Here is a 21884-nt window from a genome sequence, read left to right as displayed (position 1 = left end):
ATTGAACTTTTATGAAGAGGTGTATAATTTGGCAGTCTCTCAAGAATTACATGCAGATCTTGTTATTATTGGCGGGGGGCTTGGCGGCTGCGCCGCTGCACTGTCTGCTCTGCAATCCGGAAAAACGGTTATTGTAACAGAAGAAACAAAATGGATTGGCGGCCAAATTACCAGCCAAGGTGTACCGCCAGATGAACATCCATGGATTGAAAGTTTCGGTGCAACGCGGAACTACCGGAAATTCCGGAAAAAAATAAGAGAGTATTATTTTCAGCATTTTCCAGTGAAAAATAGCCAGAGAGTGAACGAGCAATTTAATCCAGGCAATGCACTCGTTAGTAAAATCAGCCATGAACCAAGAGTAGCATTACGTGTGCTATATGATATGTTAGCTCCTTTCCTGCATAGCGGGAAGCTCACTTTGTTAACGGAGTATAAAGTCAGTGAAGCCGAAACAGAAGGGGACCATGTACTCGCTGTTGCTGTATCGCATACTGTAACGGGAAATACCATCCTATTAAAGGGAAAGTATTTTTTGGATGCGACCGAAATGGGAGACGTATTGCCTTTAGCCGATGTAGAATATGTCATTGGAGCTGAATCACAGTCGGAAACAGGAGAAGCCCACGCACCAAGCGGAGAGGCCGAGCCATCCAACATGCAGGCTTTTACATACTGTTTTGCGATGGATTATATAGAGGGAGAGGACCATACAATCGAAAAGCCTGCCCAATATGAATTTTGGAAACACTATCAGGCTGAATTTTGGCCTTCCAAACAATTGAGCTGGTGGGGGCTTGTGCCTCATACATTGGAACCTATTGAGTACTCCCTTTTTTACGAGCCAGGCCGTTTTTCGTTATGGAATTATCGCAGAATCATTGACAGGACGAATTTTGAACCAGGGACATTTTTAAGTGATATGACCATCGTCAATTGGCCGCAAAATGACTATTGGCTGGGCCCAATCATTGATGTAACAGAAGAAGAGAAAGAAAAACATCTATTTAATGCCAAACAATTAAGCTTATCCTTATTATATTGGATGCAAACGGAAGCACCCCGGCCAGACGGAGGCCATGGGTATCCAGGATTGCGGTTAAGGAAAGATAGTTTAGGTACAGAGGATGGATTGGCCATGTATCCTTACATACGAGAATCAAGAAGAATAAAAGCTGAATTCACTGTGAAAGAACAGCATATTAGCGGGGAAATCGATGGGAAGAATTCCGCCACATACTTTGAAGATAGTGTAGGGATTGGATGTTATCGCTTGGACCTTCATCCAAGCACTGGAATGAATACATATATTGATATTTCATCCCATCCATTTCAGATTCCACTAGGAAGTTTAATCCCAATCCGAGTCGAAAACTTATTGCCTTCCAGTAAAAATATCGGAACGACCCATCTTACAAATGGATGTTACCGGCTTCACCCGGTGGAATGGAATATCGGGGAAGCGGCTGGACACCTGGCAGCTTATTGTATGGATCATTGCTTAAGTCCACGAGAAGTAAGAAATGACAAGCATCGATTGAAGGATTTTCAGGCGCGGTTAATGAGGGCGGGCATTGAACTTGAGTGGCCGAAAATCCACAATGTGTGAATGGAGTGTAAAGCAGTGATAGCTCTAGTGGATAACAGTAAAAAAATGAACAATCATATAAACTTCACCGATTACTTTTCGGATATAGATCAAATGATTGAAGAGGATTTACTCCAATATAAATTTATTTTTATCAATGGGAATGACAATGGAAAGCCTCTGAAGCTGTCCTATAAAATGCTAGAAAAATTATGGGATTATGTAGAGCAAGGCGGGACTTTATATGGAGAATTAATCAATTGTGAGGATTTTCCGGCTTCGCGGCTTTTTGGATTCAAGCAGGACTTTGCTGTGACGAATCGGCGCCTTGAAAAGTTAGTCATACCGGCGGATAGCAGCCATTGTAAAAAAGGTCAGCTGCTCGAGTGGCAAGGCCCCTTTTTAACCGGTTTTACCTTCGATACGGAAAGGCTGTTGGATATTGGCCATTTTAAAGAAACACATCGCACTGAAATGGCGGGGACATATCCAGCATTTGTAGTGAAAAAACATGGTAAGGGGAAAGCCATCTTTTCTGCCTTTTCTTTTTTAGGTAATGAGCAATCTTGGACATTACGGCCAAACTGGCTCTGGAAGGATTTTGTAAATTTACTGCAGGCGGAATTTCAATTGCCGATTCAGGTGATACAGCCAACCATTCAAGCTTCCATGAATGCCGATATTGAAAAGACGATCGAAAAGGGGATGAGCTGGTTTTTAACTTCGGGTATTTTACCGATGGGTGACGGTAGTTTAGGAGTATATGAGAATGTTCATTCAATCCGAAGTGATATTAGTAAGGATTATCGGCCGGACTGCAACGCCCATACCGCCCTGCTGTTTTACTTATATGGAGAATATACGAAGGAACAGAAATGGACCGAGGTTTCTGCTAACTTACTGAGCTATTTGTTCGAAACAGGCTATCAGGATACCGACCCCAATTCAGCCACCTATGGCTTTTGGAAATGGTTCCAGAGCCCCAAGAGAAAGCCGGATCAACTATTTTCAGATGATAATAGTTGGGTAGCACTGGTTTTGTTATACCTTTACCGTAAAACCGGAATTGAAGAGTACAAAGAACGGGGCCTGTTGACGGCTTATGCTCTATTAAACACGCAAAATAGGAATGGACTGCGTCCGGAATGTATCCGTGAACAAGAACTGGAAGAGAAGGGGATTTCCCACTTCAAGAACTCCAGTGCTGCAAGCATGAACCCGCACTTCGAATCAATCGTCCATGCTGCATTTATTCAAGCGTATTATGTTTCAAATGATGAAAGGTTTATACAGGCTGCATATCAAGGCACTTTGACTTTGCTTGAGAATAAGGAAAATTTAAAGTTTATGTACAGCAAGACTGCGGGATACAGCAGATTCCTCTTATCGTTATCGCAAATGTATGCCATTACAAGGGATGAGACGATTCGCCAAGGCCTCTATGAAGTTATCGATTATCTATCTGCTAACCAAAATGAGCAAGGCGGAATTGAGGAAAGTGATAACCCTGACCCGGAGCGCTACGGTACGGAGGATACGGGTGTTTTCCGTATGAATAATGAAGGGATTGCCGATCAGTTGTATACGAATAACTTTTTGCTTATGAACGCTTGGGAGGCTTGGAAAGCAACTGGTGACGAGGCAATAAAGGAATTATACGAGAACCTCGCCCGGTTTCTATCCGGTATTCAAATCTCTTCGCAAAAAAAGGAGTTTGATGGAGGATGGATGCGATCCTTCCACATGGAACGAGGAGAGTATTTTGGCAATAACGGTGATACCGGCTGGGGTGCATATGTAATCGAAAGTGGTTGGACAAATGCAGTTATCTTATCAGGGTTTCTTTTAAACGAATTGAATCAATCCCTGATCGATTAAGATAAAAAGGAATTCTGAGGAGGTGTCTTTTTGTCCAGCATCCAATGTACCATTTTAAATGAAGACGAAGTGATAAAGTTTGCGAAAGAAGAGTTGCTTAAATATGCAGAACAGGTACATCTGTCCATCCCTATTTCCTTTGTATTAGGGGTTCATCATGATTTTCATCAAAGAGGCATCATAGAACCACTCATTCATGCTGATTCGTCAATCGATGCCTTTCAGCTGGCAGAAAGAGAAAGCACGATATATATAATAGGATCGAATCCGCGCTCCGTGCTATTTGGTGTTTATCATGCTTGTAAAAAACTGTTCGGGTATAAGTGGGTTAGCTTCTCTTCAAAAGAAACAACTAAATTCAATGAACATGATTTTTGCACTCCTAAGATTCATCGTGGAAAAATGAAACGAAGGGGCTTGGTTCTTGAAAACTACGATGACGTTGATTTTCTAATACAGCTAATTGACTGGTCAGCTAAACAGTATATAAATGAACTTTTCTTTACCTTTATGCTTTGGGACAAGGTAAAAGATAGAGTGGCAAAAGAGATTGAGAAGCGAGGGCTAACAATCACCTTAGGCGGACATAGTATGCATTATTTACTTAGGGAAATAGCTGCTTCGGAGAAGAAACAAATCGACTTTTCGGATGGAAGCTGGAAGAGCTTGGTTATCAACAAAATTAAGGGGTATTGTAATGATACTCGATCCATAGAACGGGTATCCTTATGGCCGGCGGATGTAGGGATAGAGGACAATCAACGCTTTTTGGCTCATTATATTGAGTTTACTGAACAACTCCAAAAGCAGCTTCCTGATATTCAGGTGGAACATATTGCCTATAATGCGGGTTTATCGTGGGGGATGTTGGAACTGCCAGATGGAGTAGATAGCTCTAAATCTGTTCAAACATTATTTGCATATTGGGGCAGAAATTATCAGCAATGCTTCACGAAGGAAGAAAGGGCATTTGAAGCTTTCCGAAAATGGTGTCGTTCAACGAAAGCGAACCATAAAGAGTTAACGATTTTTGAATACTATAGTGACCATTTTATGTTAGGGGATTTGTTTCCGCCCTTGTTTAATAGAATTCAGGAAGATATCGATTTGTATGCCAAGATGGGTATTGAACAGGTCGTAAATTTGATTGTTCCATTCATTCCAAAAGATAACGCAAGGAAAGAGGATATGGTATATCCGTGGAAATCGATTCAGTTGATGAATAGTTACTTTTTTGCAAGAATAAGCTGGGGAGATTCATTTGAAGACATTGAACAGGATTTTTACTCGATATTTGGAGAGTACCATAATGAAGTTAAACGAGTTCTTCAGAAAATGGAAATTATCCTTTCGGAAGTATCAAAATGGAATGTTCCACTATTCCCTAGCCGGTTAATTGATCCCGAAAAGGTGGAAACCTTCGATGGCGTGGAGTTGATTATTAAGGATTTAAAAGAGTGGAAAAACGATATTGACCAAATGAAAAAAAGAGCAATAAACGGTGCTGGCGAACCATTCAGTATGATTTCATTTTATGTTCATTTTATAGGGGAAAAGTTAGAGGAATATTTACGTAAGTGGGAACAAAAGTAAAGTGTTTTTAGCGATTTTTGATTTGGAGGTAGAACATGAAACAACGAATTGTATTTATTGGTGATAGTATTACACACTGGGGAATGAATGAAAGCGATAACATAGGTACTGGCTATGTGCGTTTACTTCATGATTATTTAAAGGTAACCTATCCGGACCGGAATATGGAAATTTTAAATAAAGGCATCAGTGGAAACCGAGTGATAGACTTGGCCGAACGTTGGGAGCGCGATGTAATTTCCCATCAGCCTGATTTTGTGTCAATTTCAATTGGAATTAATGATGTGTGGCGGCAAATTGATTCACCTGAAATTGATCAAATTTACCCTGATTGCTATGAAGAAGTTTATGAATCACTCCTTAGTAATCTGAAAGAAAATACAAATGCAACCGTCGTATTAATGGAACCTACGGTTATTGAGGAAGATATCCAGAGTGAAGGGAATCAGAAGCTTGTCCCTTATGTTGAGATTGTCCATAAACTGGCAGGTAGTTATGGCGCAACCATTGTACCGACCCATCAGGAATTTATGAAATATATAAACTATGGCAATAGTCAGCCTCTTACATTGGATGGTGTCCATATGAACAGCATGGGGAATATGCTAATGGCAAAGACGTGGATACAAGCAACGGAACGATTGTTCAAACTAGGGAAGTAGAGACTTTTGGCAATGCAAAAAGGAAATATGTAGCAGCCTAAGAAAATTGCCTGCTACTATCACTTCAATGCTCATGGCAGTAAAGAACTATCCAGTGTAAAAAACCAAAGCAAGAGCCGTAGTGAAAAACATTGGCATGATTATCGACGACTCCATGGGGTTGAGTTCCCCACGGAGTTTTTTTGTAAAGATTGTTTGTAATTTCAGAAAATTCCTTTACTATCCTGTTCGGCCTCCTTTATAGTAGAAGGTGGTTGAAAAAACCAAATATTTCTAAGGAGGAGAGCGGAATGTTGATGAAGGAGACAGTTTGTGCGGGAAAGGGTATCGAAGAAAATAGGAAACTGGAAACCTAGCGGGGCTGGGATTAGGAACGGAGGATTTTTTTATGGAACTGACTAAGGAAAAAATTAAAATTGTAGAATACCATGAAGGGCTTGCCGCGGGTGTGGCGGAGATGTGGAACCTTAGCCGCGAGGGCTGGGGAGGCGATGCGCAGGTTACGAATGCCGAAAAGGTCCGGGTCCAGGAAGCGAATTCCGGCAACCTGAATCTTTTTTTGGCAATGGACGGCGATCAGGTCGTTGGCTATTGCGGTCTTTGCGAGTACCGGGAGGATGAAGGGGCGCTGTATATCCCGCTCCTTAATGTACGCACCGATTACCATGGAAAGAAGATTGGCAAGCTGCTCGTCCTGAGGGCGCTAGAACGGACGGTCGAACTGGGTTGGCCGCGGCTTGACCTGTACACCTGGCCGAGCAACACGAAGGCTGTCCCGCTTTACAAGAAATGCGGATTTTTCTGGGAAGACCGGGATGATACGACCCATCTGATGAATTTCATGCCGACGGTCCTGAACACTGAAGCGGTCCGTGGCTATTTTACGGATATCAATTGGTATAGTGAGAGCACGAGAGCCATCGATGTGACGCCAGATGGTAGAAAGGACAACGACTTCTCCTATTACGAGTATAGTTGGAAGTCGGAAAATGGAAGCCTAAGGATGGAGTTTGAACGGACCGGCCGCGGGTTGCGGTTGATTGAAACGGATGACTATCTTGTTTCCGTGAATGTGGAGGATTTCAAGCTCGTTTGCGGATCTGAGTACACGGTCACTTACCATATTAAAAATAAGTCCGGAAAACCGCTCCTGGTCGAACTGGAAGGCGAAGACCACAAACTTGTCGGATTTGATTTTAAAACAAGCGTAGCAGTAGAAGATGAAACAACTGTCGAAGCGAAATTCACGCTCGGTGAGCTGGAGGAGGAGCAAAGCAACTGGCGCACCCATCCTTCCGTTGTCACTAACGCATTGATCAATGGGAGGGCCGCGAAGTTTACAGTCGGCGTCCTGTCGAAGCAGCCGGCTAAAGTGGCCGGGAAGGTGCCTGGTTCGCAATGCTATCTTCATGAAGAAGCGGTTTTCTATCTTGACGTGGAAAACAGCTTCAGCGAACCGGCAGCGTTCACCATTCAGTTTCCAGAAAATGATATGGTCCAGCTTAGCCAAAAAACGTTCAGGGTTGAACTGGATGCGAGAGGAAAAACGTCAATTGCGATTCCATATGCTTTGAATGCCTATGGATTCTTCGCACCGGAGCTTAAAATTGATGCCGCCACTAAAAGTGGTATTGCGACGACTTTTACCAAAAATCTCGGGCTTGGCTTTAAAGGGCTTGGGGCACGTTTCAGCGGCGAGTGCGATGATTATTGGCATATTTACAATGGGTTGTCCCATACGTATTTGCGGAAGTTCAACAACTGGGTTGTTCCGGGCAGGCTGACGAAGGGCGCGCAGAAAACGATGTGCATGTACCCGAAAATCGGGAAGCCGTATTCGGGCGAGTTTTCGAAACGGAAGCCGGTTCGAGTCGAGTTTAGGGAAGAGGGCGCGGCGATTGTGATGTCGGTTGTTTATGAATCGTCCGATTTCGAGGGACTTGTACTTGTGGGCGAGTCGAAGCTTTACGGGGAAGGCTTGCTTGAGCAATCGTACATTATCAAGAATACGGGCGAATCGGAGACGGACTCGCCAATCAGCGTTTCCCAGCCGGTTTACCATGAACTGAACAGGCCTGTTTTTGCGATGGATGGGGAGATCGTAGCGTTCGATGACAAGGCGGAAGCGGAATATGGTCTTTGGGACAGCAAACGTCTTTCGGAAAACTGGTTGTTTTCGCGCCATGAACCGTATGCGCACGGTGTCGCATGGCCTGCAGGGGCGGCCGTGAATTTCGAGTCATGGTATATGTATGTGGAACATGAGCTTGGCCATATTCCGGCAGGGGGCGAGATGAGGACGATGCCGGTCGCGCTTTCTTTCGGAGCATATCAAAGCTGGGAGGAATTCCGGGAGTTTGCGACGAGAAAGAAGCACCGGAAGGATTTTGCTGGCAGCCCGATTGAGGTGCAGGTGGCGAAGCGGGAAGACGGATCTGAAGAAATTATCCTGTCCGACCGGAAAACGAGCTATATTGATGGAGAAGTAAGCTTTGAGCGGGAAAAACAAGGGTTTTATACAACAAAAATCGCCCTTGAGGAAAGAAGGCGTGAAGCATCGGCTTTTGCTGAAATAGCCGTGGAGCCGCTATCGATGGTGTCGGCTGAATACGAAATCAACGGGATTAGCGACAGGCTGGATGTGCTCGTCCTAAACCCAACGGAAGGGGCGGTTGCATTCCGTGAAGAGGAGCGGGGCGGCTTATCGGTTTTGACGGCGGGGAATGGTGTGCTGTCAATTGCTGCGTCAGAAGGTTTTTACCCGTCGCTGTTCTCGCTTGAAGCATCGGGCCGAGAGTGGCTTGATTCATCGTTCCCAGCGCTTGAACCGAAAGCGTGGTGGAATCCGTGGAGCGGCGGGTTGGTCACCGGCATTGAAGGCATCAATACAAAGTCGTTCGCAAAGGAAGAAACGAGTATAGGCTCAGCAACACTATTCGACGATGAAGGCCGGGAGTGGCAGGGCCTGAGGATTTCGACCGTTTTTGAAAAGAACGAGATGTGGAAAGGGCTTTGCATCCATCAGTATTTTTGCATGCTGCCGGGCGTTCCGGTGCTTGTCAACGTTACGAAAATCAGCCAGCATAGCGGGACGTATTTCCATAATAAGAACTGGTTCAGCCAGCTGTTTTTCAAAAAAGCCTGGGTGAAAAACGCTGGTGGAACGAGGAAGTATACAGCAGGGAAGTCGGAAATCATGGCGCACCTCCTTGGCCATGCGCTCATCGGTTCGGACGAATGCGCCGAGTTTCTCCAGGTGATTGCCGACCGGGAATCGACGGCAATGGACACATATATGAACAAAGAAGTCATGCTTGTAGGGATGGACCGTGAAATCGACCTTGCCCATGGATCCGAATGGCTATCCGCTCCGGCATTCATTGTCACGGGGGACAGGGTTCTTAGCAAAGATGAAGTGAAGGTGCTGCAGAAACTGACTTTTAAAGAGGTAAGCAATGAAAATCATTGATGCACATATCCATTACTCCGAGATTGGGAGCTTTCATGAGACGGCCCGGAACATTTCGAAGGTTGACTATTCATATGAAGGAATCCAGAAGGAGTTTGCCGACAACGGAGTCGTCCTTGGGATTGCGATGGGTGTGACGGAAACAGCCGGGGAGGGTTTTCCCGACTCGGCTTCCGAAACGCCGATGGGCATCGACCTAACTCCTGAAATTCCGAAGAATATTGTGTATTGCGCAGGCATCAATCCGTTCAGGCTAGACAGGGAGGCGCTTGCCCGGCTTGAACAGGATGTGCAGAAACCTGAATGCGTCGGCATCAAAATCTATCTTGGTTATTACCCGTTTTACGCCTATGACGAGGTGTACGAACCTGTTTACAGGATCGCGAAGGAGTATGGGGTTCCGGTTGTCTATCATACTGGGGATACGTATTCCGAGCGGGGCAGGCTTCGGTTCTCGCATCCGCTTGCGATTGATGAAGTCGCCGTGAAAAACAGGGACATGACCATCATGATGGCGCACTTTGGCGATCCGTGGGTGCTGGACGGTGCGGAGCTTGTTTATAAGAATAGCAACGTGTATGCCGACCTATCGGGCCTTGTTGTCGGGGAGGACGGGGACATCAGGAAGCTGCAGCAGACGAGGTTTTTTGACCATCTTCTCCATGCTCTCACCTTCACGAACAATTATGAAAAGTTTCTGTTCGGGACGGACTGGCCGCTCACGCCAATCAAGCCATACATTGAATTCATCGCCGACATCATCCCAAAGGAGCACCACGATGCGGTTTTTTACAACACAGCACTTAAGGTGTTTCCGAAAATTAAGGGATTTTTATAGTTAATTGTCTACTCCCAAAGTCTTAGTTATTTCCATTATTAAGGCCAATGTGTAAAAAATGGAGGCCATATAAGATAGAGATAACAAGAACAAGGGAGATGGAACTTATGTATAGCGATATTTATATGATTGAAAAAACAATGGAGTATCGGGAACACGAATTCCGAAAAATGGAGTTCGTCCGACGTGATTCCGAACTGGCGAGAAAAGAACCATTCTATTGCAAATTGCCGGTTATTAATCAGCTGAGCGTTTGCAATTGCAGCTGAAATGACTAACACCTCTCTGAATTAATTCGGTAAAGGAAGCCCGCAATCTACGGGCTTCCTTTCTTTTTGCTGCTCAAGAACGGTACCAAATCACCTTTTAAGAGAGCAGTTGATTTAACGGTTTTCGAAAATCTCAGTTACGGTTCTTCTAAAATCGCCATTTACGCCGTTCTGTCCATTGTTGATATCATCCGCCAATCGGTTCATCCGCCTATAAAAGTCAGGGTTAAATGAAATAAAAACCCTTTTAATATTCCTCTCGGTATTTCTAATCTGGTCCGCTATCCGTTGTTTAAAAGAAGCGGAAATACCAGGATAGGATGAGTCCATAACGATTTCAGGCTGGTCGGCTTCTGAATGTAGGTTGCCGTCAGAGCCGTTTCCTGTGCCAAAGCTCCTTCCTGTTTCGCCCTGTGTATCCAGTCCCAATCCGGCAATACTGCCCCCGCCGATTCCTGTGCCGCTGTATTCGCCCATTTGAGTCCCATTTCCATGGCCGCGGTAACCAGGATTTCCGGAAGTACCGGTATTTTCATTTCGATTGCCATTTTCGTAGGTTTCTCTCGATCTGGTGCTGGGTTGAATGTAAATCTACTGTAAAGATTTCGTAAAGTTTCCGCCCGGCAGCTATACTTTGGTTTACATTAACTTAATAATTGTTGTGGAGTTAAAAAGATTGTCGGATTTTGCGAACAGGGGTGGGGAAATGGAGATTAATTGGCAGGAAATTCTCTTTATGTTCATTGGGGGACTCGGGATTTTTCTTTATGGGATAAAGTCGATGGGAGACGGCCTTCAAAAATCTGCGGGAGACAGGTTAAGGTCCATTCTTGATCGTTTAACAACGAACCCTTTCATGGGTGTCCTTGCGGGAATATTTGTAACGGTTGCCATTCAATCGAGTTCTGGTACAACGGTCATTGTCATCGGGCTTGTTAGCGCCGGGTTTATGACGCTGCGCCAGGCGATTGGCGTTATTATGGGTGCCAACATTGGGACCACTGTGACGGCTTTTATAATAGGAATTGATATAGGCGAATATTCACTGCCAATTTTAGCGGTGGGGGCTTTCCTTTTATTCTTTTTCAAAAATAACAGAATTAATAACTTTGGCCAGGTTGTCTTTGGTTTCGGTGCATTGTTCTATGGGCTTGAATTGATGGGTGAGGGTATGAAGCCGCTCCGTGAACTGCAATCCTTTATAGACCTTACCCAAAGCATGAGTGACAACGCATTCCTTGGCGTCCTCGTTGGTACGGTTTTCACAATCATCGTACAAAGCTCGAGTGCAACAATTGGGATTCTTCAAGGCTTGTACTCTGAAGGTCTTGTCGATTTGAATGCGGCACTTCCGGTCCTGTTTGGAGATAATATCGGGACAACCATCACGGCAGTCCTTGCGTCGATTGGTGCATCCGTTGCAGCAAGGCGCGCAGCTGTGGTCCATGTAATGTTTAACGTGATTGGAACAATTATCTTTATGATAATTCTCATTCCATTTACAACTTTTATCTCGTGGCTCGATCAGCTTCTTAATTTGAATCCCGCGATGCAGATTGCTTTCGCACATGGAACATTCAATGTGTCGAATACATTGATCCAGTTCCCGTTCATCGCGCTTCTAGCATTGATTGTGACAAAAATAGTCGCGGGGGAAGATGTTGAAATTGAATTTAAGCCGAAGCATCTCGACCCTCAATTAATTGAACAGTCTCCATCGATCGCGCTTGGGGCTGCTAAAGAAGAAGTCGTCCGGATGGGCCACTTTGCTGTACAGGGAATACAGGAGTCATACAACTACCTGCAGACGAAAAACAAAAAGAACTCTGACACTGCTTATCAAATAGAGGATGCCATTAATAATCTGGATAATAAAATCACAGAATATCTTGTTAAAATGTCAAGGTCTTCACTATCTGCACAGGAATCCGAGAGCCACTCATTTCTAATTGATACAATTCGTGATATAGAGCGAATTGGGGATCACTGCGAAAATATCCTCGAGCTTGTAGACTATCAATTGGCCAACAAAGTCATCTTGACAGAAGAGGCAATGGCAGACTTGAATGAAATGTTTGAGCTTACAATGGAAACCGTATTACAGGCGATTTTGGCCCTTGAAAAAAATGATAAAGCGATTGCTTATTCTGTAGTTGAAAGAGAAGTCTTAATCGATACGATGGAACGAAAATTCCGCAAGAAGCATATTTTGCGCTTGAATGAAGGGATTTGCACGGCTCAGTCAGGGATTGTCTTTGTGGACATTGTATCCAATCTTGAAAGAATGGGCGACCATTCCGTTAACATTGCAGGTACAGTCCTTGGAATCCACAAACATGAACATCATAACGTAACAACCCGGGATTAATTCATCCCGGGTTTTTTATTAGTTTGACGGATTTGGTGAAATTGAGTTTCCTGCTACTTATTTTGCTTTGTCTTTTAAGCCTTTAACGCAATCCTTTCAAGCCCATTATCCGCAAACTCCACATCTGACTTAGGCATAGCCTTCTTACTTTCCTTATCCTTTTTCCTAGCCATAAACTCACCACCCGCAATTTTTGGACTTGCTTAGTTTGTATCTATTTTTAATAGATGATGCACGTTATTCTTGTGATGGCCATGCCATTTTAGGTAAGAGGTAACCACAAAAAATCACTCATTAAACCTGAGTGATTTTTTTGTGTTTGGAAACTGGACGATGAATACGTCCCATACTTCACTGATTTTTTTACGAAACTTCCCTTATCTCCGTCTTAAGTACTTTTCGTTAATGACCAACACTTTTCCGTTTTCGGATTTGAGGTATTTCCGATTTATGAATTTATACTTTTCAAAGGCAAAGTGCCCGATAATATAGATTGGTATGATCATAATCAAAAGAATGGCCATTTGCAGTAAATAGTTGATTTTATTCTGAAGCATAAAATCTGCTACTGCATGCACCGCAAAAGAAGCCATTAAGATAATCAGCACATTACATACATGAAACGCAAAAATCTCTTTTTTTTCACGAAACATGCGCTCCAGTTCTGACTTAAAATAAAGTGTGATCATGACAGACATCATTATCACAATTAAGGAAACCAAATATGTAAGGACTGTGCTCATTTTCCTAATTCACCTCCATCATTCTATTCCCAAAAAGGATCAAGTTCACCCATTGGTTCAAAAGGGAAACAAATATAAGTGTTGTTTCGGTTCAAATGGTTACTAACTAATTATACCATTAACAACGGGATTATATTGCTTCGAAAGCCTCTGGAAATTGAGAAGAAGTAAAGTCGATCCTGGGATTTAAAAAGCGAATGAGCGAAAACTGAAAAACGGTTTTCGGTGCACTTTTAAAATTTGGTTAGGACTCTTCTTCCATTACAAGGATTTCGAAAATAAGAGAGTTTGACCGTTTTGTCAACAACTCATGACTGAAGTCACGAGCTTGTGAAGGCAAAAATCGCCTTCTGGTATCAACAGCCCAATATACGCCCGTTGGCATACCGAATTAATCACCTTCTTTAAGAGGTGAACTGTTTGACGAGGAACCAAGCAAACCCCGTTTAATCTATTACATGTGCTTGGCTATCGCTACATGTAACGGTTTTTGTTCGTGTTGCTTGAACATTTTACGATGCAGAGCTTTTCCTGCATCAACCCTATATGTTCAGTTTTCAAAGAACAAATTCTAGTAATATCATAGCATCTATATTGAGCGATACGAAATTTCGGCTTACGTGTCGGATACTTAATCCAGTACAATATCTCACCATTTATTAGCACTAGACCGTATCCGAAGGCGATTCATCTCATGACTGAAGTCACGAGGGTTCTCGCCTAATTCTAAATTTGCAGAATGAACAACCCGACAGCATATTTTTTATTCTCTTATTTTTTGACAAAAAAGTTTTCCTAATATTACAAAAATTTAATTGAGAATATAGTAAAATTGTGTTGTTAAACTTGTCTAGGTGAAAGGATACCTTTCATCGGAGTACATAAGGAGGGGAAACGAATGAAGTTGATTAAGAAGTTCAGGAGCTTGTTGGGGCTTTCGTTGATTCTGCTGCTGATTTTGAACGCAGGGCTTCCCGCCGAGGCGATTGTCAAAAATGACGATAGCCCACTGAATGCTAAGGGGGATAATCAGGAGTATGTGTTTGTACAATTCGCTGATGCACCAATTGCTTCTTACGATGGATCAATATCAGGGTATGAAAAGACTATGCCTGCGAAAGGGAAAAAAGTGAATATAGACTTGCCTGCTGCAAAGAAATACGGCAAAAGGCTTGAAGCACAACGGGAGAATTACAAAAAGTGGCTTGCAAAGCAGCTTCCAAAAGTGGAAGTTGTTACTGAATATGATACAACGTACAACGGCCTGGGCCTTAAGCTTAATGGTGCATCGTTAAAGGACATTAGCCGCGGACCGGGTGTTGTGAATGCAGGTGCTAGCGGTACATACCGGAAGACGATGAGTGACAGTACCGCCTTAATCAATGCCGGCCAGATTTGGAATGAGCTTGGTGGACAGGCGAATGCAGGTAGTGGAATGAAAGTCGGCGTAATCGACTCCGGGGTCGACCATAACCATGCATTCCTTCAGCCGAATGCGGAAATGCAAGCGCCTGAAGGATTCCCTAAAGGTGATATTAGATTTACAAGCAATAAAGTCATTGTCGCAAAAGTCTTCAACCAGAATCCAAAGCTCAGTGCAGAAGCGATTGACAGCCACGGGACGCATGTCGCCGGCACGATTGCCGGAAAAGCGGAAACACTCCCGACTCTTGGAGACAAGCCGCTTAGTGGTGTCGCGCCGGGAGCCTATCTAGGAAACTATAATGTTTTCCCGGGAGATGTGGCTGATGCGAAAAGCTTGTTCATAGCGAAAGCAGTTGAAGAAGCAGTCGAAGATGGAATGGATGTCCTGAACCTGAGCCTGGGCGGGACCCCTCATAAAGGCGCCGACCTGCTGGATATGGCAGTCAATGCCGCGGTTGATGCTGGCGTTGTCGTTGCGATTTCGGCTGGGAATGAAGGTCCAGAAAATTACACTGTCGGCTCACCAGGAACAGCAGATAAAGTAATCACAGTAGCCGCGACTACAAATAGCCGGACATTTGCAATGTGGTTAAAATCAGCTGCATTTGAAGGCGGCCAGACCGTAGCCACAACAGGAACACAAGGCGGCGAGGTGAAAGAACAGATTGAAGGGGAATATGTGCTTTGGACCGAAGTATCAGGCGGGGATAAACTTGCTTGTACATCGGTAAATGGAAAGCCGTTGGATGGGAAAATTGCAGTGATTCAGCGCGGCACGTGTACATTTACTGAAAAAATTAATAACGCAGCCGCTGCCGGGGCGAAAGGAGTCATTATATATCAGAAAGATGTTGCTGAACCTATTCCAATGTCATCTGATGGTGCGCTCTTACCTGCAGTAATGATTAGCCACGAAGCTGGCGAAAAGCTTGTTAGCTGGACAGGGGACAGGAAAGTTACAATCTCCTACCCTCCCGCCGAAACTGGAACTGACCCGAATAAGATTTCTGATTTTAGCTCCTGGGGACCAACGCCAAATTACACGCTGAAGCCTGATGTTGCAGCGCCTGGTGTGAATATATATTCGTCTGTTGTTGGCGGTGGCTATGAATTATATCAAGGTACGTCCATGGCGTCGCCGCACGTTGCGGGTGCTGCAGCTGTCCTGCTGGCTAATAGCAGATTAAAAAACCTTGGTTGGGGTCCTGCGGAAGTCAAAGCGGCTCTTATGGGAACTGCAGGGATTGTTGAAGGAAGCGTCCTTCCGGATATTGAAGTTGCAGATCCACTTAAGGTAGGAGCGGGCATTATTAACCTGGGAAGGGCAATGAATGCGCCGGCCATGGCATTCCCGTCTTCATTAAGCTTTGGACTCGTCCGCCCGACTGGAAAACAATCTTATCAAATGACCATCACATTGGTGAATCCAACTGACGACATGTTGGAGTACACTTTTTCTGACGATGAGAATCTGAAGCTTAGCGCAGCAGGTGTATCGATTGCTGCGAATGGCAAGGCTCAAATCAAAGTTGATGTTTTGAACAGGGGAACCCATTCCGGTGGTAAAAATGGAGCCGGAGAGTTCGTTAGCGGATATATTACTGTAAAATCTGGTGATGGCAATATCCGAATTCCATACATGTACGTAATTGATTATAATCGTTGATATTTTAAGAAATCCTCTGCTGTCTTTTGGGCCGGTAGGGGATTTTTTTTGCTTTTGAATTTCATTTTTTTATGGCAAGGGGCAAGGTGGAGTTGGACTGAGAATCTGTCTTTCAAGCTGTCCTGATTAGCGAGGAATCGGGACACAAGCTCTCTGATTCTAGCAAGATCAGTCCCGATAAGTTAGGAATCGGGACACAGCCTCTTCAGGTCCGAAGCCCCAGACCTGACAGCCAACTCGCCAATTTAAAAAGCTTGGTTGATGTTTTAAATCAGTCAAGCTTTTTTCGTGTACACTCTTAATTCTGTGTTATTTTCCTATAAGGTGCGTGTTCTTTACAAGTACAATATTATGCTATCATAGAAAAAACACCCTAATATTGGAGGAATGAACATGGCAATCATTGATATTACTGTTATTCCCATCGGAACTGAAACACCAAGCGTGAGTGATTATGTAGCGGAAATACATAAAGTCCTTAAAAAGTATGATGGAAAAATTAAGTTCCAATTGACCCCAATGAGTACATTGATTGAAGGCGACTTGAAGGAATTGCTTGATGTAGTACGGGAAATTCATGAGGTTCCTTTTCAAAAGGGAATTCAGAGGGTTGCCACGAATATACGGATTGACGACCGGCGCGACAGGGAAAGCACGATGGAGGGAAAACTAAAAGCCGTTCACGACAAACAGGCGGATTGACTAGGTGAAGAAGTGAAGCAGTGAAGCAGGGGGCGTATCCAGTGTTTCATTTAAAATAAGAGGGCAGGGGGAGAAGGAATGATTTACAACAAAACAGAGAGAACAATTGAAACGGATCGGCTGTTTTTGCGCCTATTTAACGAAGGAGATGCAACAGAAGTCAGCAAAATGTGCAATAATTTTAATATTTACAAAAGCACGTTGACGCTGCCCTTTCCGTATCCTTTGGAATGTGCGGTTTCCTGGATTGCCAACCATGAGGAGAATTTCGATTCGGACCGTATGTATGAATTTGCTGTAACAGATAAAGATAGCGGGCAATTATACGGGGCAATTGGGATATCAAATCAGAAACAACACAAAAACGGTGAAATTGCGTACTGGATTGGCGAGGAACATTGGGGTAAAGGATATGGAACGGAAGCTGCTAATGCTGTGATCGAATTTGTTTTTAAAGAAAAGGGCTATCATCGTGTTTATGCACGCTATTTTACATCCAATCCAGCCTCGGGAAGAATCATGAAAAAGTGCGGGATGGTGTACGAAGGCACACTCAAAGACCATGTTTTTAAGAACGGGTCCTTTGAGGATCTTGATTTATACGGGATTATCAATCCGGATGAGCAAGCTTAATACAATGTTAACTTTTAGATGGGGGTTGTCTGCCGAGACAGCCTTTTTCGTTGTCCAGGCTTTCGGAGCTTTTCTTGGCAAGTGAACGAGGGCCTGTGCATTTGTTTTAAAAGACATTTTTCTCACTGGTTTCCCAATGTTTTTGTGTTATATTTTGGATATACAAAGTAAAATACAGTTTTGGGGGAACAGGGATGAGAAAACCGGTTATTGGGATTACTTCTGCCTATGTTAAACACAATGAAATTATGGAAGGTGTATATGTCCATCACGATTATCACAAGGTAGTGGCTGCAAATGGAGGAATTCCAATTATTCTTCCATATATTCCAGAGATTGCGCTGGAAATGCTTCCTTTAGTTGATGCGATTATCCTTAGCGGCGGGGAGGATGTCGACCCGGATTTTTATGGCCAGGATCCTCACCCCAATTTGGGCCCTACGATCCTTGAACGGGATTTGGCCGAGATTGCCATCGCGAGGTATGCGATTGAACATGATATTCCGTTGCTTGGCATCTGCAGAGGCAGCCAAATTATGAATGTCGCGCTCGGAGGGACGCTGATTCAGGACATTCCGAGCCAGTTTCCGGAATCAATCCAGCATGGGCAAAAGGTTGCGAGGAACAAGGACTCCCATTGGATTACAGTGTCACCGGACAGCAGACTGTTTCAAATCTTTGGCTCTGACCGGGTTCGGGTAAACAGCATTCACCATCAAGCGTTGGACAAAGTAGCCGACGACTTGCGCGTTGTTGCACGGTCAGCGGATGGGATTGTAGAAGCGGTTGAATATGCTAAACCTTCCCGATTCACGGTCGGCGTCCAGTGGCACCCTGAATCACTGGCTCCAACGGATGAAGCCATGAACCGCCTTTTCAAGGAATTTATCGCAACCAGCGTGAAGGTCCCCGTTTTATAAAATAGACGCAATCACAGGAGACGGTATAACCGTTTCCTGTTTTTCTTTTTTGCGGATAAAATGAAGCAGGGGACGTATCTTCTGTTTCACTGGGTCTTAACGCTAGTTTTACGGAGAACACCAACATTTTACTTTGAGTTGGGATTAAATTTGTCTTAGCTTGTAACAAAACAATGGGGAAAGAACGCTGACAGACAAGCTCATCGGGACAAGGGTTGTTGAAATATAAAAAAAATGTCTAAATCACTTAATTCAGAAATACAACAATAAGGGGTAGGAGAATTACGTTTTTATTTTATTTTCTAAAAAGGTTCACAAATGGAAAAGTTAGAATATTTTTGCAATTTCTATTGACAACCTCTTAGGTTGAAAAGTAATATGATAAGTAACCGTTTACATATTATTGAATTTGAAAGTGTAAACGCTTTCAAATGTTTTTTTGATATTGTCCGATAAATAACATTCAATAAGTGACCGGTTACATAAATGGAACTGTTTAATAAGTGACCGGTTACATATTTCGAGGATAGTAAAAATTGTAAAGAGGTGAACAAGGATGGATATCAGAATACTGGCGCCATGTGGGATGCTGGGTTATGGTTTTCCGGAAAATTCCTTTTTAAAGGGCATGGATGAGAATCCTCATGCAATAGTTGTGGATGCGGGCTCAACTGATGCAGGACCTCATAAATTAGGGGCAGGAGTATCAATTGTCAGCCGAAGAGCATTAAAAAAGGATTTACAGATTATTTTAACAAACGGTTTAGAAAAGAAGATTCCTATTATTATAGGATCCGCTGGTGGAGCTGGTGCAAAAGTTCATGTAGAATCAACGATTGAAATCATTAATGAAATTCTCAATGAAAAAAACCTAACTGCTTCGATGGCCATTATCTGGGCAGACATAGAAAAGGAAATGGTCGTTTCAGCTTTAGAAAAAGGGAAAGTGACACCTTTAAGTCCAAACGTTCCTGTGTTGGATCTTAATGTAATAGAAGAAACAAACGGTATAGTTGCTCAAATGGGCCATACCCCAATACTTGAAGCACTTCAAAGTGAGGCCGATATTATCATCTGCGGCCGTGCATATGACCCTTCTCCTTTTGCAGCAGTTGGAATTTTCCATGGTAAAGACCCCGGCCTATCATATCACCTTGGAAAAATATTGGAATGTGGAGCACTTTGTGCAGAGCCAGGGACAACTAAGGATTCTATTCTTGGCACTATAAAAGATTTATCCTTTACAGTTAAATCACTCAATCCCGTGAGAAAGTGCACTCCATTATCTGTAGCTGCACATACTTTTTATGAAAAAGAGCATCCTTATATTCTCTATGGTCCTGGATTTACTCTCGACCTGAGCAAATGTACGTTCAATGATATTGGCAATGGGGCCGTAGAAGTAGCGAATAGCCAATACATTGAGGCAGACAAGCATTTAATAAAGCTTGAAGGAGCAAGAAAAGTTGCTTACCGGACTATTGTGTTTGCAGGGATTAGAGATCCAATATTGCTGGCTAACATTGATAATATCGAGCAAAGAGTGGAGGAACAGGTTAGAGAATATTTTCAAGAAGTCCCGCAGGGGGAGTATAACATTCAATTTAACAATTACGGTATAAATGCTGTCTTGGGACACAGGGAAACGGAAGTATTCACTGGTCATGAAATCGGGGTCCTGATTGAGGTTAATGCAAAGACACAGGAGTTGGCAAATTCAATTTGCGCTACTGTACGTTCTACTTTTCTCCATTTTGGACATGAAAAAAGGAAGTCCACCGCAGGTAATCTGGCCTTCCCATTTGCCCCGAGTGACATTGAATTCGGCCCGGTCTATGAATTTTCTGTCTATCACCTGATGGAAATTACAGAAAACCCTTTTGATATTGAATACAAAAGGAGGGACTGTAATGGAAAAACTATATGAATTGGCGAAAGTACTTCGAAGCAAAAATTCCGGACCATTCGAGCTTACCCTCGATATCCTTTTTGACGATAAAGAAAAATATGAACGTGTGAAAAACTCCGGTAAATTAACACCTGAAACGGTAAGCGAACTATATTGTATCGAAATTGAATCGATTCGGCATCTGGTGTTTTTCGACCAGGCGTTAGGAATTAAAATTACCATCTTAAGGGAAGTGCCCTCCGGTACCATTGGGGACCGGGACGTATATGGAGCACAGCAGCACGCCCCTTTGATGAATATATTAATAGACTAGGTGATGAACATGAAAAAAATCGCTGTGGTTGGCAGCCTGAATATTGATTACTTCATGGAGACCGATATTTTCCCCTCTGCAGGGGAAACAATTATGGGAAAAGAATTTTTCATGTCAGTTGGGGGAAAGGGAGCGAATCAGGCTGTTGCCGCAGCACGCCTTGGAGGGAATGTCTCCATGTTTGGCTCAGTGGGAAATGATGATAATGGCAATCTCTTAATAGGAAAGATTGAAAATGAAGGGGTGGATATCAGTCACCTTAACCTCGTAGAGGGCAGTAATACTGGAGTTGCATTCATAGAAATTTGTAAGTCGGAAAACCGAATTATCGTTAGTTCTGGGGCCAATGAGCATACTGATATTCAATATATTAATAGAATCCAGAACAGACTGTTGGAGCATGATATTATCCTCTTTCAGCTAGAGACGCCGCTCCCGATGATAGAGCATATAATCCCAATCCTAGCAAAAGAAGGAAAGATAATCATCCTAAATCCTGCGCCAGCCTGCCAGCTGAGTAGTGAATTGATTGCGAATGTCACTTTTCTTACGCCAAATGAGCATGAGTATCCATTGGTCCTTAGTGAGGTGGCTGGGCTTGAGGAAACCCTTGAAAAGTATCCTAACAAAGTAATTGTGACATGTGGATCACGAGGAGTATACTTCCATGATGGCAGAGGAGTGGTCAAGGTCCCGGCTATTAAGGTAGAAGCTGTAGATACAACTGGTGCGGGAGATACTTTTTCTGGCGCATTTACTCTAGCACTTTCGGAAGGAAAGGCACTTGAAGAGAGCATAAAATTTGGCACGATCGCTGCAGGGCTTTCAGTAAGGAAAAAAGGCGCGCAGACAGGGATGCCAACGAGGAAGGAAATAGACCATTTCATTAAAGAGGAGCTTGTATAGGA

The 21884-nt window shown here is 43.6% G+C and carries 17 protein-coding genes; 15 read left to right on the top strand and 2 right to left on the bottom strand.

The window, feature by feature from the left end:
* Window positions 1-28: 28 nt before the first annotated feature.
* The 7 genes from AR337_RS20315 to AR337_RS23380 all read left to right on the top strand — a co-directional run bounded on the left by AR337_RS20315 (window position 29) and on the right by AR337_RS23380 (window position 10297).
* Window positions 29-1609 (top strand): FAD-dependent oxidoreductase, encoded by a 1581-nt coding sequence (locus AR337_RS20315; protein WP_059173866.1) that lies wholly within the window; start codon window positions 29-31, stop codon window positions 1607-1609.
* A 15-nt stretch (window positions 1610-1624) separates the two neighbouring features.
* Window positions 1625-3466 (top strand): hypothetical protein, encoded by a 1842-nt coding sequence (locus AR337_RS20310; RefSeq protein WP_059173865.1) that lies wholly within the window; start codon window positions 1625-1627, stop codon window positions 3464-3466.
* 30 nt (window positions 3467-3496) lie between these two features.
* Window positions 3497-5059 carry a hypothetical protein gene (locus tag AR337_RS20305; RefSeq protein ID WP_059173864.1) on the top strand — a complete coding sequence of 521 codons (1563 nt, stop codon included), beginning with the start codon at window positions 3497-3499 and terminating at the stop codon, window positions 5057-5059.
* Window positions 5060-5094: 35 nt separating this feature from the next.
* Window positions 5095-5721, top strand: coding sequence for an SGNH/GDSL hydrolase family protein (locus AR337_RS20300; protein WP_059173863.1), 627 nt, complete (start codon window positions 5095-5097; stop codon window positions 5719-5721).
* A gap of 388 nt (window positions 5722-6109) precedes the next feature.
* The gene (locus AR337_RS20295) at window positions 6110-9190 is read left to right on the top strand and encodes a GNAT family N-acetyltransferase (protein ID WP_059173862.1); all 3081 of its coding nucleotides are present in this window, start codon (window positions 6110-6112) and stop codon (window positions 9188-9190) included.
* Window positions 9177-10028, top strand: a complete 852-nt coding sequence (locus AR337_RS20290; RefSeq protein ID WP_059173861.1) for an amidohydrolase family protein — start codon at window positions 9177-9179, stop codon at window positions 10026-10028. The genes AR337_RS20295 and AR337_RS20290 overlap by 14 nt, the downstream gene beginning before the upstream one ends.
* Window positions 10029-10135: 107 nt before the next feature.
* Window positions 10136-10297, top strand: coding sequence for a hypothetical protein (locus AR337_RS23380; RefSeq protein WP_156424483.1), 162 nt, complete (start codon window positions 10136-10138; stop codon window positions 10295-10297).
* Window positions 10298-10411: 114 nt separating this feature from the next.
* Here AR337_RS23380 and AR337_RS20285 read toward each other — a convergent pair whose 3' ends face one another.
* On the bottom strand, window positions 10412-10774 hold the full coding sequence (locus tag AR337_RS20285; protein ID WP_059173860.1) for a YhcN/YlaJ family sporulation lipoprotein: 363 nt from the start codon (window positions 10772-10774) through the stop codon (window positions 10412-10414).
* A gap of 229 nt (window positions 10775-11003) precedes the next feature.
* Between AR337_RS20285 and AR337_RS20280 the strand changes: the two genes are divergently transcribed.
* On the top strand, window positions 11004-12665 hold the full coding sequence (locus tag AR337_RS20280) for a Na/Pi cotransporter family protein (protein WP_059173944.1): 1662 nt from the start codon (window positions 11004-11006) through the stop codon (window positions 12663-12665).
* 377 nt (window positions 12666-13042) lie between these two features.
* Here the strand turns inward: AR337_RS20280 and AR337_RS20275 are convergent, their stop codons facing one another.
* A complete protein-coding gene (locus AR337_RS20275; RefSeq protein ID WP_059173859.1) occupies window positions 13043-13408 on the bottom strand; it encodes a hypothetical protein in 366 nt (121 codons plus the stop codon).
* 898 nt (window positions 13409-14306) lie between these two features.
* Here AR337_RS20275 and AR337_RS20270 point away from each other — a divergent pair.
* From AR337_RS20270 to rbsK, 7 genes are all read left to right on the top strand, one after another.
* Window positions 14307-16499: a S8 family serine peptidase gene (locus AR337_RS20270; RefSeq protein ID WP_059173858.1), complete on the top strand. Its 2193-nt coding sequence runs from the start codon at window positions 14307-14309 to the stop codon at window positions 16497-16499.
* Between the two features lie 393 nt (window positions 16500-16892).
* Window positions 16893-17201, top strand: a complete 309-nt coding sequence (locus AR337_RS20265) for an MTH1187 family thiamine-binding protein (RefSeq protein ID WP_059173857.1) — start codon at window positions 16893-16895, stop codon at window positions 17199-17201.
* Window positions 17202-17279: 78 nt separating this feature from the next.
* Window positions 17280-17834: a GNAT family N-acetyltransferase gene (locus AR337_RS20260; protein WP_059173856.1), complete on the top strand. Its 555-nt coding sequence runs from the start codon at window positions 17280-17282 to the stop codon at window positions 17832-17834.
* Window positions 17835-18028: 194 nt separating this feature from the next.
* On the top strand, window positions 18029-18754 hold the full coding sequence (locus AR337_RS20255) for a gamma-glutamyl-gamma-aminobutyrate hydrolase family protein (protein WP_059173855.1): 726 nt from the start codon (window positions 18029-18031) through the stop codon (window positions 18752-18754).
* A gap of 556 nt (window positions 18755-19310) precedes the next feature.
* On the top strand, window positions 19311-20681 hold the full coding sequence (locus tag AR337_RS20250) for an acyclic terpene utilization AtuA family protein (protein WP_059173854.1): 1371 nt from the start codon (window positions 19311-19313) through the stop codon (window positions 20679-20681).
* A complete protein-coding gene (locus tag AR337_RS20245) occupies window positions 20665-20976 on the top strand; it encodes a DUF4387 domain-containing protein (protein WP_059173853.1) in 312 nt (103 codons plus the stop codon). The genes AR337_RS20250 and AR337_RS20245 overlap by 17 nt, the downstream gene beginning before the upstream one ends.
* A gap of 9 nt (window positions 20977-20985) precedes the next feature.
* Window positions 20986-21882, top strand: a complete 897-nt coding sequence (rbsK, locus tag AR337_RS20240; protein ID WP_059173852.1) for a ribokinase — start codon at window positions 20986-20988, stop codon at window positions 21880-21882.
* Window positions 21883-21884 lie beyond the last annotated feature (2 nt).

Origin of the sequence: Bacillus sp. FJAT-27445 (assembly GCF_001510665.1) — a bacterium.
GTDB lineage: Bacteria > Bacillota > Bacilli > Bacillales > Cytobacillaceae > Bacillus_D.
Note: the sequence above shows the minus strand (reverse complement) of the source record. Positions and strands in the feature narration are given on the sequence as shown.